The 16,655-nt window shown below is 44.1% G+C and carries 10 protein-coding genes and 5 tRNA genes; 11 read left to right on the top strand and 4 right to left on the bottom strand.

Translation table 11 applies throughout. The annotated features are described in order from the left end of the window. Positions 1–212: 212 nt before the first annotated feature. The 3 genes from ACVA54_RS00680 to ACVA54_RS00690 all read right to left on the bottom strand — a co-directional run bounded on the left by ACVA54_RS00680 (position 213) and on the right by ACVA54_RS00690 (position 2,164). Positions 213–539, bottom strand: coding sequence for a c-type cytochrome (locus ACVA54_RS00680; RefSeq protein WP_446642369.1), 327 nt, complete (start codon positions 537–539; stop codon positions 213–215). An 80-nt stretch (positions 540–619) separates the two neighbouring features. Further along, entirely contained in the window at positions 620–1,624 is a 1,005-nt protein-coding gene (gene ltaE, locus ACVA54_RS00685; protein ID WP_446642370.1) for a low-specificity L-threonine aldolase, read from the bottom strand. Positions 1,625–1,648: 24 nt separating this feature from the next. Next, positions 1,649–2,164: an NUDIX hydrolase gene (locus tag ACVA54_RS00690; protein ID WP_172438028.1), complete on the bottom strand. Its 516-nt coding sequence runs from the start codon at positions 2,162–2,164 to the stop codon at positions 1,649–1,651. Positions 2,165–2,740: 576 nt separating this feature from the next. On the opposite strand from ACVA54_RS00690, the gene ACVA54_RS00695 reads away from it, so the two are divergent. The 4 genes from ACVA54_RS00695 (at position 2,741) to ACVA54_RS00710 (ending at position 9,086) form a co-directional block, all read left to right on the top strand. Further along, positions 2,741–2,814 (top strand) — tRNA-Cys (locus ACVA54_RS00695). Positions 2,815–3,377: 563 nt separating this feature from the next. After that, positions 3,378–6,665, top strand: coding sequence for a glycoside hydrolase family 3 N-terminal domain-containing protein (locus tag ACVA54_RS00700; protein WP_446618988.1), 3,288 nt, complete (start codon positions 3,378–3,380; stop codon positions 6,663–6,665). A gap of 333 nt (positions 6,666–6,998) precedes the next feature. Next, complete coding sequence (gene dld / locus ACVA54_RS00705) at positions 6,999–8,705, top strand: D-lactate dehydrogenase (protein ID WP_446649312.1); 1,707 nt, start codon at positions 6,999–7,001, stop codon at positions 8,703–8,705. Positions 8,706–8,840: 135 nt separating this feature from the next. Then, complete coding sequence (locus tag ACVA54_RS00710) at positions 8,841–9,086, top strand: nitrite reductase (RefSeq protein ID WP_099077812.1); 246 nt, start codon at positions 8,841–8,843, stop codon at positions 9,084–9,086. A gap of 95 nt (positions 9,087–9,181) precedes the next feature. On the opposite strand, the gene ACVA54_RS00715 is transcribed toward ACVA54_RS00710, so the two are convergent. Continuing rightward, positions 9,182–10,111, bottom strand: coding sequence for a CHAD domain-containing protein (locus ACVA54_RS00715; protein ID WP_099077811.1), 930 nt, complete (start codon positions 10,109–10,111; stop codon positions 9,182–9,184). Positions 10,112–10,356: 245 nt separating this feature from the next. Here ACVA54_RS00715 and ACVA54_RS00720 point away from each other — a divergent pair. From ACVA54_RS00720 to ACVA54_RS00750, 7 genes are all read left to right on the top strand, one after another. After that, a tRNA-Leu gene (locus tag ACVA54_RS00720) sits at positions 10,357–10,443 on the top strand. Positions 10,444–10,478: 35 nt separating this feature from the next. Further along, positions 10,479–10,552: transfer RNA gene (locus ACVA54_RS00725), tRNA-Cys, on the top strand. A gap of 530 nt (positions 10,553–11,082) precedes the next feature. Continuing rightward, positions 11,083–11,169, top strand: a tRNA-Leu gene (locus ACVA54_RS00730). Positions 11,170–11,200: 31 nt separating this feature from the next. Further along, positions 11,201–11,274, top strand: a tRNA-Cys gene (locus ACVA54_RS00735). A gap of 288 nt (positions 11,275–11,562) precedes the next feature. After that, on the top strand, positions 11,563–13,248 hold the full coding sequence (locus ACVA54_RS00740; protein ID WP_099077810.1) for a hypothetical protein: 1,686 nt from the start codon (positions 11,563–11,565) through the stop codon (positions 13,246–13,248). Then, positions 13,235–14,800 carry a hypothetical protein gene (locus tag ACVA54_RS00745; RefSeq protein ID WP_446608461.1) on the top strand — a complete coding sequence of 522 codons (1,566 nt, stop codon included), beginning with the start codon at positions 13,235–13,237 and terminating at the stop codon, positions 14,798–14,800. The genes ACVA54_RS00740 and ACVA54_RS00745 overlap by 14 nt, the downstream gene beginning before the upstream one ends. 77 nt (positions 14,801–14,877) lie before the next feature. Next, positions 14,878–16,578 (top strand): ankyrin repeat domain-containing protein, encoded by a 1,701-nt coding sequence (locus ACVA54_RS00750; protein WP_446642948.1) that lies wholly within the window; start codon positions 14,878–14,880, stop codon positions 16,576–16,578. The last annotated feature ends 77 nt before the right edge of the window (positions 16,579–16,655 follow it).

Here is a 16,655-nt window from a genome sequence, read left to right on the forward strand (position 1 = left end):
TGTGGAAAGCATGAAATATCGATAAATTAGAATAAAAAGTCAATAATAGCTGAGTTTGTGAACTATAAATTCATCAATAATTTGATCTGGAGAGCCTTAATTTATAAATCAGTGTTTTATAGGTTAAATGTATTGAAGATTTGTTGTGTTTTTGGGCAGGAAAAAGATCGCATAAATATGCGAGCTCAGGTTATTTATTCAGTTTATGCGTGCTATTTGGCAAATTGAACGGATTGGCTTGCATAGAATGCCGCGACGTCGCGTAGATCGTCGTCATTCAGCACTTTTAACTGTGCTGCCATCATTTCTGCTAATGGACCTGTGCGCAGTCCATTTTGATAAGCTTTCATTGAATCATAGAGGTATTTGGCATTTTGTCCGGCAAGATTAGGGTAAGTGTCGTTATTGGTCATGCCGTTAGCACCATGGCAATACACGCAGCTTGGTGATTTTACTTTGCCTTTATCGGCATCCCCGAAAGGTTTAGCCATAATAGAGGAAGAAAGAAGAAGAGACGTCAAAAATACGTATCTAAGCATGGCGTGTTCTCGAATTAAATTACGGGGATCGAGATATAATAAAGCTTCCCCTAAGGGGAAGCTCAATGATCAAAATCAAGTTAAAGTAGAGATTTAAGGCTAGATAGGAAGATTTCGATGTCTTGTGCCGAAATATCTTTGTGTGTCACGAAGCGAATTGGATTTGCTGGTGTGATTGTAATGCCTTGCTCTTTCATTTTTTCAGCAATGCCAACGATGTCTACTTCAGGTTCAAGCTTTGCAAATACGATGTTGGTTTGAACAAATTCAGGGTTTACCGAAAAACCAGGCAATTCAGCTAAGCCTTCAGCCAGCATTTTTGCGTTGATGTGGTCTTGTTTTAACTGTTCAACCTGTTCAGTAAGCGCCAGTTTGCCCGCTGCAGCAAGAATCCCTGCTTGGCGCATGCCACCGCCGACCATCTTTCTTAGGCGACGTGCTTTAGCGATGTACTCTTTGCTGCCAAGCAATAATGAACCTACAGGGGCAGCAAGACCTTTCGACAGACAGATCGTCATCGAATCAAAATACTGACCGATCTCTTTTACAGGAACATCAAGTGCAACGGCTGCGTTAAACACACGAGCGCCATCAAGGTGCATCTGTAAGTTATGTTTGTTTACAAATTCGCGAGCTTGTGCAAGGTAAGAAAGAGGAATCACTTTACCGTTGATGGTGTTCTCTAAGCTTAGTAGGCGAGTACGCGCAAAGTGTGCATCATCTGGTTTAATCGCTGCTTCTAGTTTATCGAATGGCAGAGTGCCGTCTGGGTTGTTTTCAATCGGTTGAGGTTGAATAGAGCCGAGTACCGCAGCGCCACCAGCTTCGTACTTGTAGTTGTGTGCTTGCTGACCACATAGGTATTCGTCACCGCGTTCACAGTGCGCCATTAAGCCAAGTAAGTTAGCTTGTGTACCAGAAGTGGTGAACATCGCCGCTTCAAAACCCGCAAGCTCGGCTGCAAATTGTTCTAATTCATTTACGGTAGGGTCATCGCCGTATACGTCATCGCCGACAGGCGCGGTAAACATGGCTTCCCGCATGGCTTGGGTTGGTTGCGTAACGGTATCAGAACGAAAGTCCATAATTCTCTCCTCGGTCGAAAAGACCTAAATATAACCGCAAAGACGAGCTTTGCTTAGGCAAGCGATAGTTTTGGCATCAGTAACAATGCCTTGAATAATTTGTTGTTCGAGCTCTTCTCGTGACAATGTCACTACTTCAATCACTTCGTCATCATCACACTCGTATCGATTGGTCTTGTTCAGCTGTTCGGCAACAAACAAGTACTGGATTTCATCACAGAAACCAGCAAGCGGAGTCACTTGACCAAGCGATGTGAACTTGTCAGCGCTGTATCCTGTTTCTTCCTCTAATTCCCTTTGGGCACAATGCAACGGATCTTCATCACCTTCACGCGTACCAGCAGGCAATTCAAGCAGCCATTTGTTAAGAGAGGGGCGGAATTGATTAACAAGAACGATGTAGCCATCTGATGTAATAGGTAAGATAACGGCAGCACCGGGGTGTTGGATAGTGGTATGTGTGATCATCCGACCAGTAGGAAGTTCAACTTGTTCTTCAATTAAAGAAATCTGCTTCCATTTATGAATTGTATTACTCATGCAGCTGTGAATCCTAGATGTAACCGCGCATTGACATGTGTTGAACATTAACCACAAACCATCGGAAACAAAAGAAGAAAATGGTTTCGTACTCTTGCTAAATCAGATTATTTAGTGATCTACATCTCATAAATAAAAGCTATGGTTGCTCCCGCACGCCTGCAAAAACTTCTGGTATAAGAGGGGGTTCACAAAAAATACACTAGTAACAAAGTGATAGTAAATGTATAAAATTATATACAGCCTCAGTTCGACAGCTAGAGCTTCTATGATTCAACCATCTTTTGCATCCAATGCAGAATAGGCACTTCTTTCAGAGCGTATCAACAAGCTAGCGAAAGCGTCTTCCTTCTTGGTCTTATCATCGCAACGTGGTCGGGCGTATTCTTAACCGTGTAGGGAGTCATTAGTCATTAATGTAGCCCTATTTTTGCTCAAATAGATCAAATCTCCAGCCATTTGATTCAAAACAAAGCGAACGCACGTAAAAGCACAGATTTTTGTTTGACTATTATGCTTTAATCCGTAAAGTAGCAACGCACGCAGCGAGTACCGTATCGCAAGCGTTGACAATTTGGCGCCTTGGCAGAGTGGCTATGCAGCGGATTGCAAATCCGTGGACCTCGGTTCGACTCCGGGAGGCGCCTCCAAATTCTTAAAAGAGACGTCTTTATGGCGTCTTTTTTATACCTCAAATTCCTCTCGGTAAGCTAAATCATCAAATCTCATTTCTCTGGATTTGTACTCAATATCGAACTTAAAACGCGGTGAAAAATAATCGACTTCATTTGTGTGAATATACTTCAAAGTTATGCAACTTCACTCAATTTTAATTTGTTGAATATGGAATGCGTATCACTAGTGCACTTTGTTAAGACTTTTAAATAAATCACATTTCTATGAATCTGTAAAATAACGTTCATATCATTCAAAAGTACCAGTCGCTTTCTGTTATATGGGGTATCGCACCTTAGCAAAATTCGGCAATTTGTTTATTTGTTTCATGAACTAACATTTCTAACTAAACGAGCCATTTCTGTGACTAAAACAGAATTATTTGTTTTTTATTTCAGTAGTCTAAATAAAACCCCTGTAGTGAAAAATAAGCCGTGACTTGCACGTTTTTAACGTGTGGTTTCGTTGGATAACAAAATATTTCAGGAGCTATAACGTGCTACGAACAAAGAAAACAATCGTCAGTATTCTTGTCTCAATGGCGATGATCTCAGGCTGCAATGACTCAGATAATGACACGATTTCAACCAGTCCAATTCCTTATTTTGCAGAATGGACGGATGTCGACAGTGCCATCCAAAAAGATGATGCAATGGAGGCTGAAATTCAGAGGATTCTTGCGTTAATGACGCTAGAAGAAAAGGTGGGGCAAATGATTCAGCCGGATCTTCGCGAAGTAACACCGGAGGAGGCGAAAACCTATAAGCTGGGCTCTATCCTAAATGGTGGCGGCGGCTTCCCAAATGATGATAAATACTCAACCGCACAAGATTGGGCGGATGAAGCGGATAAGTTTTGGCTGGCATTAGAAGAAGCTTACGCAGAGAGAGGGTTTCGAATTCCTTTTATGTGGGCAACCGATGCAGTTCATGGCCACAACAACGTTTTTATGGCGACGGTATTCCCTCATAACATCGGTTTGGGGGCAGCTCGCAACCCAGATTTGATTGAAGAAATCGGAAAAGCGACCGCAAGAGAGGTTGTTGCGACAGGTCTTGATTGGACATTTGCACCGACCGTTGCGACGCCACGCGATTATCGTTGGGGGCGTGTATACGAAGGTTACTCTGAAGATCCAGAAATCGTATATGAATATGCGAAGCGCATGGTGGAAGGTATTCAGGGTGGCGAAGAGGGCTTGAAAGGGGACACCAACGTAATCTCTAACGTGAAGCACTGGGTAGGTGACGGTGGTACGTTGGGCGGCGTTGACCATGGTGAGAACCGTTACACAGAAGAGTACCTACGTAACATCCATGCAATGGGCTACATAGGAGGTTTGAATGCGGGCGCGCAAGTGGTGATGTCTTCGTTTAACTCATGGTGGAACGATGTCAACTATGATCCTATGGTCGGTATCGACGGTGCTGAGGATGGTGGCGATTACATGCAAAACCAGAAAATCCACGGCTCACAATACCTGATCACTGATGTCCTGAAGGGTAAATTAGGTTTTGACGGTTTAGTCGTTACAGATTGGAACGGACAAGGGGAAATCAATGGCTGTACCGCCGCAAACTGTCCGCAAGCAGTGATCGCCGGTAATGACGTGTTTATGGTGACCTCGCGTAACGATTGGCAAGCGTTCTATCAGAATGTGATTGACCAAGTTAACGCAGGTATGATCCCAATGTCTCGTATTGATGATGCCGTAACCCGTATTCTGCGCGTCAAAATGCGTGCAAACCTTTGGGAGAAACCTAAGCCATCTGAGCGTTCGTTAGCGGGTGACCAATCCGTACTCAGCGCGCCAGAACACGTTGCTATTGCGCGCCAAGCGGTTTCAGAAACCTTAGTGTTGCTTAAGAACCAGGATCAAATTCTGCCTTTGAAATCAGATGCGAAATTCTTGGTAACAGGTTCAGCTGCCAACGACATCACCAAACAAACGGGTGGTTGGTCGCTCTCTTGGCAAGGTGATGGCAACACGATAGAGAAAGACTTCCCGAACGCACAAACGGTGCTTATGGCAATGCAACAAGAAGTTGGTGAAGAAAATGTCTTTACGGATGCTTCAGCTACAACACCTGAAGATGCTATTGCGCTTGTGGTTATTGGTGAAGATCCTTATGCAGAAATGTTTGGCGACATTAGCAAAGCTCAAACACTTGAATTCTCAAAGTTAAAAGCCTCTTATCAAGAGGATCTTGATACGATCAAAACGCTAAAAGAAGAAGGGTACAAAGTCGTCACGGTATTCTTCTCTGGGCGTCCGCTTTACGTTAATGAAGAGATCAACAACTCTGATGCGTTCGTTGCGGCTTGGCTACCGGGAACGGAAGGTTTAGGTATTACTGATGTGCTGTTCGCAAAAGATGGCGCGGATTTCAAAGGTAAGCTCTCTTACTCGTGGGGCGCTAAGAAGTGTTCGACCACCATCAACCGCAAAGCTCTTAATATCCCTAACTATACAACACCCATTGATGGCATAAACGGTGAGTTGATTGAGCAGGATATTGAAGGCGAACACAAGCCGTTATTCCCGTACGGTTATGGTTTGAACTACGCTAATCAGACTGATGTCCCGGCGCTGTATGAAGACTTAAACGACATTCCACTCGATTCGCGTGATTATGGTTGTGGGATGGGCGAGCCAGACAATGGTATTGCTGAGTTCCCGTTAGAGATCTTTGGTAAAGACGCAAAAGGTGAGTTTGTTGCAAGAATGTCCGGTAGTGCAAATGGTTGGGCTGGCGTTGAAATCAGCAAAGACACCACCACAATCGGCTCAGTAACGACGAAAGGCATCAACTACGATGGCATGCAGCAGTCGGCAATTAATGTGAAATTCTCGGGCGAAACTGGCGATTTCGTTGGCAATTCAGCTGCGCAAATTTACATGCAAACACCAGATGAACAGGGGGCAGACTACAACAGTTACATGAATGCCGATTCGACCGTGGAGTTTGATATTCGCATGGTAACCACAGCACCGAAGAGCTTAGTGTTGTCGACTCACTGTGAATACCCTTGCCGTGGCGAAGTCAAGATCAACAAAGTATTGCCTGAGCCATCCGATAGCGTCTGGACGACGATCAAAGTACCGCTCCAATGTTTGAAAGACACAGGCATGAGCTTCCAAATATTGAACACACCTTTCTTGATGTATTCAACTGAAGCTGTGGAGTTTGATCTAGGCAAGATTCGTTACGTTCCGAATCCAGATGGCTTACCTTCGGATGCAGTAAGTTGTGAAGATATGCTAGATGAAGCGCTCCCTCCATTGACGGGAGACATGTACAACATCTTTACTGACTTTAACGCGCAAATAAATACTTCAGACCAATATACTACGGATGGATGGGAGCCTATTCCTGATGGTGAAACCCATATGACGGCAACGCAAGCTGCTGATGGCGCGTTGGTCGTCTATAACAGTGCGAGTCCAGAGGCTTACAAGGGATTGCTGCATTTTAACTTTGATGTCCAAAACTTAGAAAATTTCACCGAAGCGGGTTCGCTGGTGTTTACGGTTAACGTATCGACATTGGGGGCACAAAAGTCTGACAACGATCAAACCGGATTGGTGTTTAAGCTGGGGAATGCTGATGGTGATACCGGTGACATTTTTGCACCTGAATTGGATGGGGAGAACATTACGTTGAATACGGATATAAAAGTGACCGTGCCAATGACCACCATCGCAGAGAAGTTTGATAACAAGTACTGGGCTCAAACCGTTAAGACGTTCACTATCTTCCCTGCGTGGGCCAACACCCAAGCTGGCGTAGAGTTTGAAATCAGTGATATTCACTTTACGAAGTAAACAGACCGTTCAGAAAAATTACTTAATCGAGTAATAACAAGGCGAGCGTCATTAGCTCGCCTTTCTTGTTGGAGAAATCTTTAAAAGCCAAGTGTGAACTTTCTTGTTCTTCGATATGGTGCACATTTGTTAACAATGTACTTTGCTATTGTTTCTTTTTGGGAACGATAAGTTTCTTTGTTGATTATAAAGTTCTGAAAATTGTAAGTGTATGAATCTATGAGTAATTAATGTGGCCGATTGTATCTGAGCGTCGTTGCCGGACGTTTGAGGCATGAACGTTCAGATTCGGACTACTTATATTGGCTGGGCATAATAACTAGAGATACGGATATGAAACAGAAGCAGCTCATCGACGCATTTGTCACCATTGTCGGAGACGAAAACGTCCTTACCGATGAAATCAAAACCAAGTATTACCGCAGCGGTTTTCGCTCAGGAAGCGGCACGGCGTTGGCGGTGGTTTTTCCCAATACTCTGCTAGAGCAGTGGAAGGTGATTAAACAGTGTGTGGACAACAATTGCATCATCATTATGCAGGCGGCTAAGACGGGGCTGACAGAAGGTTCTACGCCAAGTGGTAGTGATTACGACCGTGATGTGGTGGTGATTAATATCACCAAGATGAAGCAAATCTATCTGTTAGATGGTGGCAAGCAAGCGATTTGTCTTCCGGGGGCGAGTCTGCATTCGTTAGAAAAAGAGTTGCGAGCAGTTAACCGTGCACCGCATTCGGTGATTGGCTCTTCTTCTCTTGGCGCAACCGTTGTAGGCGGTATTGCAAATAACTCTGGTGGCGCTCTGGTTAAACGTGGTCCTGCCTATACAGAATTAGCCATATTCGCTCAAGTCGACAAAGAGGGTAAGCTCAATCTTGTTAACCATCTTGGTATTGAAGGCTTAGGCTCGACGCCTGAAGAGATCTTACAAAACATCCAAGATGGTAACTTTGATCCAGATAAAGTGATTCATGATGAGCGCATGGCATCAGACAAAGAGTACGACGAACGTGTCCGCGATGTGACTTCTGATATTCCATCGCGCTTTAATGCCGACGAGCGTCGTCTGTACGAGGCGAGCGGTTGTGCGGGTAAACTGGGTGTGTTTGCGGTTCGAGTCGACAGCTATCCAATCCCAGAGAAAGATCAGGTGTTCTATTTAGGTACTAACGATCCAGATAAACTTACCAAGCTGAGAAAAGACTTCCTTACACAGTTTGACAACTTGCCAGAAATGGGTGAGTACCTTCACCGTGACATCTTCAACATGGCGGAGAAATACGGTAAAGACGTATTCCTTTCTATCGATTTGTTAGGCACGGACAATCTGCCTAAGATGTTCTCGCTAAAAGCCAAGGTTGAAAACTTCTTAGAGCGTGTACCTTTAGTCAGTAAATACCTGCCAGATACTCTTCTCTACTACGCGAGCAAGTTATTTCCGCAGCATCTTCCTAAGCGCATGTTGGAATACCGTGATAAGTACGAACACCATCTTGTACTTAAAATGAGCGATGGCGGTATTGCAGAAGCGCAGAAATACCTCAAAGAAGTTTGGGCGGCTGAGCACGACAGTGACTTCTTCGAATGTACGCCAGAAGAGGGTAAGAAAGCGTATCTACACCGTTTTGCAGCGGCAGGTGCTGCGATTCGATACGAAACCATTCACCGCAAGGAAGTGGAAGACATTGTTGCTCTCGATATTGCGTTACGACGTAACGATGATGAATGGTTAGAAACATTACCTGAGGAAGTAAGTAAGAACCTCGTTAAGTCTCTCTATTATGGGCATTTCATGTGTTATGTGTTCCATCAAGATTATATTTTTAAAAAAGGAACAGATACCAAACGTATGAAGAAGCTGATGTTAGAGCACCTAAATACACGTGGAGCGAAATATCCCGCGGAACATAATGTTGGTCATCTGTATGAAGCAGAAAACAGTTTGCAGGCGTTTTACTATGAATTGGATCCAACCAATATGTTCAACCCAGGAATAGGGATGATGGATCGCTACAAGCGCAATTGCAATTGTTGTGCATAAGCTTACGATGTTTACTCATGTGCGACGATATTCAAATCCTCCCCCTGCGTGATGGAATTTAGATTTGATATTTGCCTTTTAAATGCTTAACTTATAATGACTTGGATGCAGATAACATAAAAGGAATAAGACGTTATGGAAGACGTACTGATAGTATTTATTGTATTTGGGGCAATATTTGGTGGTGGTATCGTTAAACTGATCCTGAACCATCGTAAGGAAGTGAAGGCATTAGAAATATCAGACCGCAATCAGATGGCCAAAGAAGAGCGAGATAGCCTCAAAAAGCAGGTTGAAGACTTAAAGCAGCGCGTAGAAGTACTAGAGCGCATCGTTACTGACAGCAAATACCAACTTGATAAAGAAATTGCTTCCCTATAGTTCAATCCAAAATCCGTTTTTTTGTTTAGGAGATATGCTCTTATCTGTTACCTTTCATCAAAAAATCTTTTTTCGAATGTACTTACTCATTAGCATCAATAAATACTGAGTGACGCGTTTTGATGGATTGCGCGCTGAAAATCTTTAAGGTGATTTAAAACGGATAACCTAGCATCAAAGTGGTGCATTTTAAGTTTTTTTAGCAACGTTTTAACAGTTTTCAGTTCCTCTTTTCCAAATACGTTCGATTCACGTTGCTGCCTAAAGAAAGCCAGTTGGGATGATGTGTCATTGAAATCCCCCAAGCTGTCTTGGAGAGACTTGAGATGTTTTACGTTGGACTTGTGCCGCTCATCGGGATAGAAAACTGAAAAATACTCAAGGAGATAGCGTAGTTTTTTACACTCAATTCTTAGGCGATGAATGGCATCGTCAGGGCTGGTGGGGGAGAGCTTTTTACTAGCTTTGATGACCTTTGTAAAGTGACTAAGTACTTTGCTATTTGAAAACGCCAGTGTGGAGTTTTGGAGCGTATCATCGTCATTACTTATTGCACGATGGAAGCTATTACTCAGTAAGACACATGTTTTCTGGTAACCATCACTCTGTAGCCATAAACTAACTCTTGATTGTTCTATACGTTGGCGTGCTTCTATATGAGCAAAGACTTTATGTAGTGATTCTTTGCGCTCTGGCAACATCGCGTAATAAGCGGCTTTACCCAAGATGAACACATCGAGATCCCTTAATTTATTGGTTTGCTTCATTAATAGTTTAAGACTCGGCTTTAGAATGCTTAATTCAAAAGGAGGCAGGGTCTCTTTTAGTAAAAGGCAGAGCGATCTGGTTCGCCTCAGAGCGACGCGATATTGATGGTTAAATTCGGGGTCGAGACTCAATGCCAGTCCTTCTTCTAAAGAACGTGCATAGTTGAATTCATGAAGAAGGAAGGCCGGGACGCAAAAATGTAGATCTGCATCTGGGTCCAAACTTAGTGTTAGTTTGTGTCTGGCTGGTAGTGTCATGATGCTCCTTAATTGCACAGCATATATTAAGTTTAGAAGGCGAGTGGTGTTTTTTCTGCCACCGCAGAGCTGGCGGTTCATTAGGCGATTTGAGTATGAAACGCTCTTTTGAGATTGCTTTTTAATCATTTGAATAAAAAGAATAAAATAACTGTTGATCTATAATCTCAATCCGTTAAAGTTCACCTCGTTCTCATGGCGCTAGTCGTTAGAGAAGATGGTGTCATCCATCGCATGATTGCGTTGCCCTGGTGGTGGAATTGGTAGACACAAGGGATTTAAAATCCCTCGACGTTCGCGTTGTGCCGGTTCAAGTCCGGCCCGGGGCACCATCTCAGTGTTTGATTCGAGAACAACAATTCAGTAAGGCGCCTTGGCAGAGTGGCTATGCAGCGGATTGCAAATCCGTGGACCTCGGTTCGACTCCGGGAGGCGCCTCCATTATTTCGAATAAACCAGCTTAGTGCTGGTTTTTTTGTATTCAACATTTTCCTCAAAAAATGCCTTAGTTAATGGTTTACCTACCTGAAGAAATAGGTGGCGAGCAGATTTCGATGAAAAATTGTTTAGAACAAAGTATCAATTGCAGCTAGCAAGTCGCTCTATAGAAAAATGATCTAGTTCATTAACGAGTTCGGGAACGTTTTGCAATGCTTCCTCGTACAGTTAAAGACGAACACACTAAGTTAAATCGTAAGAGGTAAAGAATTCGGTGTTTTTTATGATCTTAGCTTGGCCCGATAAATGGAGACTGCTGTAGATTGGTATAATGCAAAACCACAGATCAAGTGTTTAATTGAAGGTTGATTGAGCAATGTGAGTAGAGAATGTACATGTAAGTTGGCTTTTTAATCACTTGAATAAAAAGAATAAAATAACTGTTGACCTATAATCTCAATCCGTTAAAGTACGTCTCGTTCTCACGGCAACAGCCGAAGAGAAGATGGTGTCGTCCATCGCATGATTGCGTTGCCCTGGTGGTGAAATTGGTAGACACAAGGGATTTAAAATCCCTCGACGTTCGCGTCGTGCCGGTTCAAGTCCGGCCCGGGGCACCATCTAAATTATACGAGAACAACAATTCGGTAAGGCGCCTTGGCAGAGTGGCTATGCAGCGGATTGCAAATCCGTGGACCTCGGTTCGACTCCGGGAGGCGCCTCCATTCTTTTAGAAAGCCAGTCTAATGACTGGCTTTTGTCGTTTTATCCAAACAACCTCCTCAAGTATGCTTTAAAAAATGGGACGCATTTGGACAAATGTGAACCCAAACCATCTGCAATTTTCATTAAATAAACCCTGTTCTGAGTGTACGCTGAGGTGCATTTTTAGTTCCGACATTGATATGCATCAAGTGCAAGTAAAATAAACTTATAAGCAACGATGTGAGCATTCATTCTGTCCTATACCTATCGATAAGAAGTGTATTTATTCGAGTTATAAGGAGGGCAGCATGAAATTTTCCTCGTATTATGGCCGACGGCATGTTGCTACGAGCAAATTGACAGCGCTTGTGCTTTTTTTAATTTCCGTCGTAAGCCTACCTACAATTCTAATGGGTTGCCAAGACGAAGACACTCAAGCCATAAACTATTCGGTTACTCATACATTCAGTGTTGATGACATTATCGGTCAATTTGACGGCAGTACGTATGCCCAAAATCCTGCAATTCTTTGTGGGATCACGACTGAAAGTCCTGATTGCAACAATACGCAGCCACTGATTGAAAAAAAATCAGGCCAAATTCTGTACCCGATCGATAGCGAATTTGGATACGTTATCGAAGATTTTGTGGGGGCAGCATCTAAAGTGCTAGATGGTGATTATGCAGAGGGTTGGGCTAACAACATCAATCTATTGCCTAACGGAGCGGGGTTGATGGTGGCGAATGCCCCAACAGGTGTATTTAAGGCACCTAAGTTACTCGGGACTTGGTGTTCAGGATTAGGGGGAAGCTTAGTGAAATGCTCCACAGAACACTACACGACGATGGAGCATATTCTGACCTGCTATGAATCGATTCCATATGCCACTACTGATTTTTTAAATTTGAGACTCCTAGATCCACTTAGTGGAGAGCAGCGTAGCCTTGTTGATCCGAATCCTGAATTGGTTGGCCCAAATAAAATTATTGGCAGTTGTAGTGACGAGCGTTTGGATGATGAATTATTTATTGTTCGCGATGGTGTTGTGACCACAGAGCAGCTCACCAGCAATGACCCTACTGAAGGGCAAATGGCGGCGAATGAATCGAGCGTTCGTCAAGACTTAGCGCTTGGTAAAGACTACAGTGTCAGCTTAAAGGACGACGGGAAAGTGTTATATCGATGGGGGAATGCAGTCAAACGTCCAAACGATATCCGACTTTATGCTCGTATGGCGTTGCCGAATGCATGGAAAGTCCCAGGGGCGAATTATGAGGTAATTAAAGCAGAGTTAGTCGTCATCCACGAAATTACCAATAACCCAAACGATCAGTTGCGACCAGAAGATATGGAAAACGAAGCGGCGACAGGCAGACTTCCATCTTATTCGGTGGTTGGCGAAAACTGGGTTTCTACTCGCGATTGCTACGAGGGCGACGGTGATTTTATTCCAGCAGGAACGCTCTTTAAAAATAGCGCGTTTGCCAATTCAAACGGTTTTTCTGCCGATCTTACTAAAGGTCTAACCAATGCATGGTATACCACGATCGATAGAGATCCATTTGATAGCGGAACTAATGTTGGGCCTCGCTGGCGACTAAAATCGAACAAGTTTGGTCAAGATGTGCCTTCGTTAGAGATCCCATTTGCATCCTGCACACCGCCACCCTATAACCACGATAGCTATAAATACGTTGTGGGAACTGAAACTAGGACAACCATTAACTTATTGGACTACCGTGATGGTGAAGAATCGCCGTTAAGTACCAGTGAAGGCTGGGTGGATGCGAGCAAAAACTCGGTCAATATCGGCGCCTCAAATAGAACCGATGAAGGAAATGGTACGTCAATCAATGGATTGCCTTTGACAGAGGACTTTGATCTTGCAGTTTATATCAAAGGGGATGCGAAAGGGACTCGAATCTACAATGCGACACTAAATATAGATTATTCCCCAGTAAATTTGGGAGGTGACAGCGATGAGGGCTTATAAATTTAGCATTAATACCATTACCTGCCTTTTGTGCCTTACCGTCGCACCTGGGCTACTGGCGGCGCAAAATACGTTTGTTCAACGACACACATTCAGTGTCATGGATGTGCAGGGGGGTAAGGACAATGCCACTTACGCAGAGGATCAATCCGTTATATGTGGTATGACTGACAGTACGTACAGCGTATGCCCAGATGGTGCCGCACAACAGGTAACGGATAACGAGGGGATTACACTTTATCCTATTGAGAGTAATTTTGGATACGTTGTTTCAGATTTTGTTGGTGCAGCACCACGTACATTTGATGAAGACTACGCCGAAGGCTTTGCAGGGAATATTAACGATGACACCTATGGTGATGGCGTTGCTATTGCTAATGTCGAAACGAACTTATTTAAGACTCGAGATGGTTACGGAACTTGGTGTTCTGGGGTTGGTGGGTCAAGTGTGAAGTGTTCATCTGAACATTATGTGGTGATGGAACATGTGCTTAGCTGTAATGTATCGGTGCCTTACTCCACAACAGAAATCCAGCGAGATCTACTTGATCCTGCTACCGGTCAGATTGTCGATAATTGCGTGAATAATAAATTGAGTGATGTGCTGAAGATCGTACGTAATTTTGAGGTGACGGATGAAGTATTAACATCGATGGTGCCAGGGGAGCAAATGGACGCTAATGAGTCAACGGTTCAGCACGATATTGCCGTAGGTAAGGATTATTCCATTACGCTAAAAGATGATGGAAAACCGTTATATCGCTGGGGGAACTTAATAAAGCGGCCTAACGACGTTCGCCTTTATGCCAGAATGGCATTGCCACAATTATGGAAGGATAACCCTGAAACCGCTTACCCAGTAAGCAGTGCAACGTTGACGATTACCCATTCAATCACAAATAATCCGAACGACCAGATTCGTCCAGAAGATATGGAGAATGAAGCAGCAACTGGACGGCTACCTAGCTACCTAGCCATCGGTTCAAACTGGCAGTCGGTACGTGATTGTTATGAAGGTGATGGTGACTTTATTCCTGCGGGTACGCTGTACAAAAATGCATCTTTTGGACAGTCGGATGCGTTTTCTAGCGATTTAATTTCCGGTATGACCAATGCTTGGTATACCAGTATCGACCGTGACCCATTTGAAGCGGTTGAGTCTGTAGTTGGACCGCGATGGCGTCTAAAAGCCAATAAATATGGGCAGGATGTGCCAAGCCTCGAGATTGCAAATACCAGCAGCGAATGTACTACGCCACCATTTGATAAGGAGGATCAAAAATACTCAACGGGAGATTACACAACAACCACGATTGATCTTCTGGATTTTAAAGGTGTGTCACCACTATCAACGAGTCGAGGATGGGTCGATGCGAGTCAAAATAGTATTAATCTTGGAGCCGATGGTTCACCAGACGCGACGAATGGGGTCTCAATAAACGGATTGCCATTAACTCCAGACTTTGATCTTGCTGTTTACGTGAAAGGGGACAAGAAAGCGGTGAAGATCTTTAACGCTGAATTGGTTATCAACTGGGATGACTTACAATAATAAAAGGTCATACTATGAGCAGCTATGTAAATGAATCATGCAGTATGGGCTCCTGGCGGGCGATAGGGAACAACTTAGTGATAAGACTAGTCGTAACGACTGTTTTGCTCTTGTTCTCTATCGGTTTCGCGGGAGCTACCACCACAGTTCAGCCAAAAGGTGGCAGTGACCACACTTATAAGCAACAAGCGGGAAAACCGGTTAGTGGTGAATACGAAAAGACAAAGCATGCTTTATATAGCGAAGACTTCGCGACCTTAGAAAAGTCAGTTTCCAATCAGCCAGAATGGATTAACCAGATTGACCCTGTAACAGGACAAACTCTACTGGGGAGTGCAATTTTACAAGCTCACGAATCCGCTGTTCGGAGCTTGATAAAACATGGGGCAGACATCAACGCTGTAAATCGCCGAGGGCAGACGCCGTTGATGCTTGCAGCCGAGGTGGGGAATGAGATTCTTGCTAAGCAGTTGATTGATCTAGGTGCAGCGTTAAATAAACGCGACCAACGCTCTAGAACGGCACTTTATACCGCAATCCAATTAAAACATAATAAAGTGGCCAAGGTTCTTATTCATATGCGTGCTAACGTGCACCTAGCAGCAGACCAAGGGCAGTCACCATTGTTTATTGCGGTCAAGCATGGCGATAAAGCTTTGGTTGCAGATTTATTAATGGCGGGCGCGCAGCCTAACAGCCAGAATGATAAAGGACAAACTGTGTTAGCGGCCTCTATTGCTAGGCAAAGTCCCGAAATCACCAGTTTGTTGATTGAGGCCGGAGCCGAAATTGACGGACCTGACGCTCAAGGACGGACGGCGCTTCATTATGCCGCCGAAGAAGGTGATGGCAAGCTGGTCGTCATGTTGTTGAGAGAAGGTGTTAATATTCAGCCTCGTGACAATTACAACTACAATCCTTTGCACTTAGCGGCGATGAATGGAAACCTTGCGGCTACACGATTATTAGTCGAAGAGGGGGCAGAGGTTAACAGTATGCAACGTCATAATTTTACGCCACTGATGTTGGCCGCTCAAAATGGTCATGTCGCTGTCGTCAGTTATCTATTGGGTCTAGAAAATACCCTAGTAAACGCACAGAATGTAGGTGGAGTCACTGCCTTGATGATGGCGGCTGGTGGGGGATTCAGTGGGGTCACTGAATTACTGCTTGAGAACAAAGTCGATTTGAACAAGGTGAATACTCCAGGATGGAATGCGTTGTTCTATGCTATCGCAGGACGGCATTCGCGTACCGCTGCTCAATTGATCTCTGCTGGAGTTAACCTGGATTGGCAAGACCAAAATGGTGCAACCGCGCTTCTCTTAGCGTCAGGAAATCATCAAAACGATACGGTAGATTTGCTGTTGGACAGCGGCGCCAAAATTGAGCTTTCGGATCGACAGGGACTCACTCCATTAATGGCCGCTTCGCTGACAGGATCTTCTGAGTTGGTGCGCTTACTTATACAAAAAGGAAGTAAAATAGCAACGAAGGATACGCTAGGACGTACCGCATTACATTGGGCTGCTCAAGGAGGTAACGTTAACGTACTTGCCGAGCTGATTCAGGCGGGGGCAGAGGTTAATACTCTTGATCATGACCAACGAACACCACTGATGAATGCGGCGGTAAAAAATCACATTGAAGCTGTAGACTTATTGATGAAACTCGGGGCTGATAAAACGATAAAAGATCGGCAAGGGAAGACAGCTGCTGACTGGGCGTTGTTTAAAGGTAACAAGCAAATTGCTAAGCAAGTTGGAATATCACACTGAAGTGCTACTAGGCCATGGCTTATTAGGTATAATTTGCGAGAAATACGCATAGCTAGATAATTTTGTCCCATTTGGTT

The organism is Vibrio sp. PNB23_22_6 (assembly GCF_052877535.1).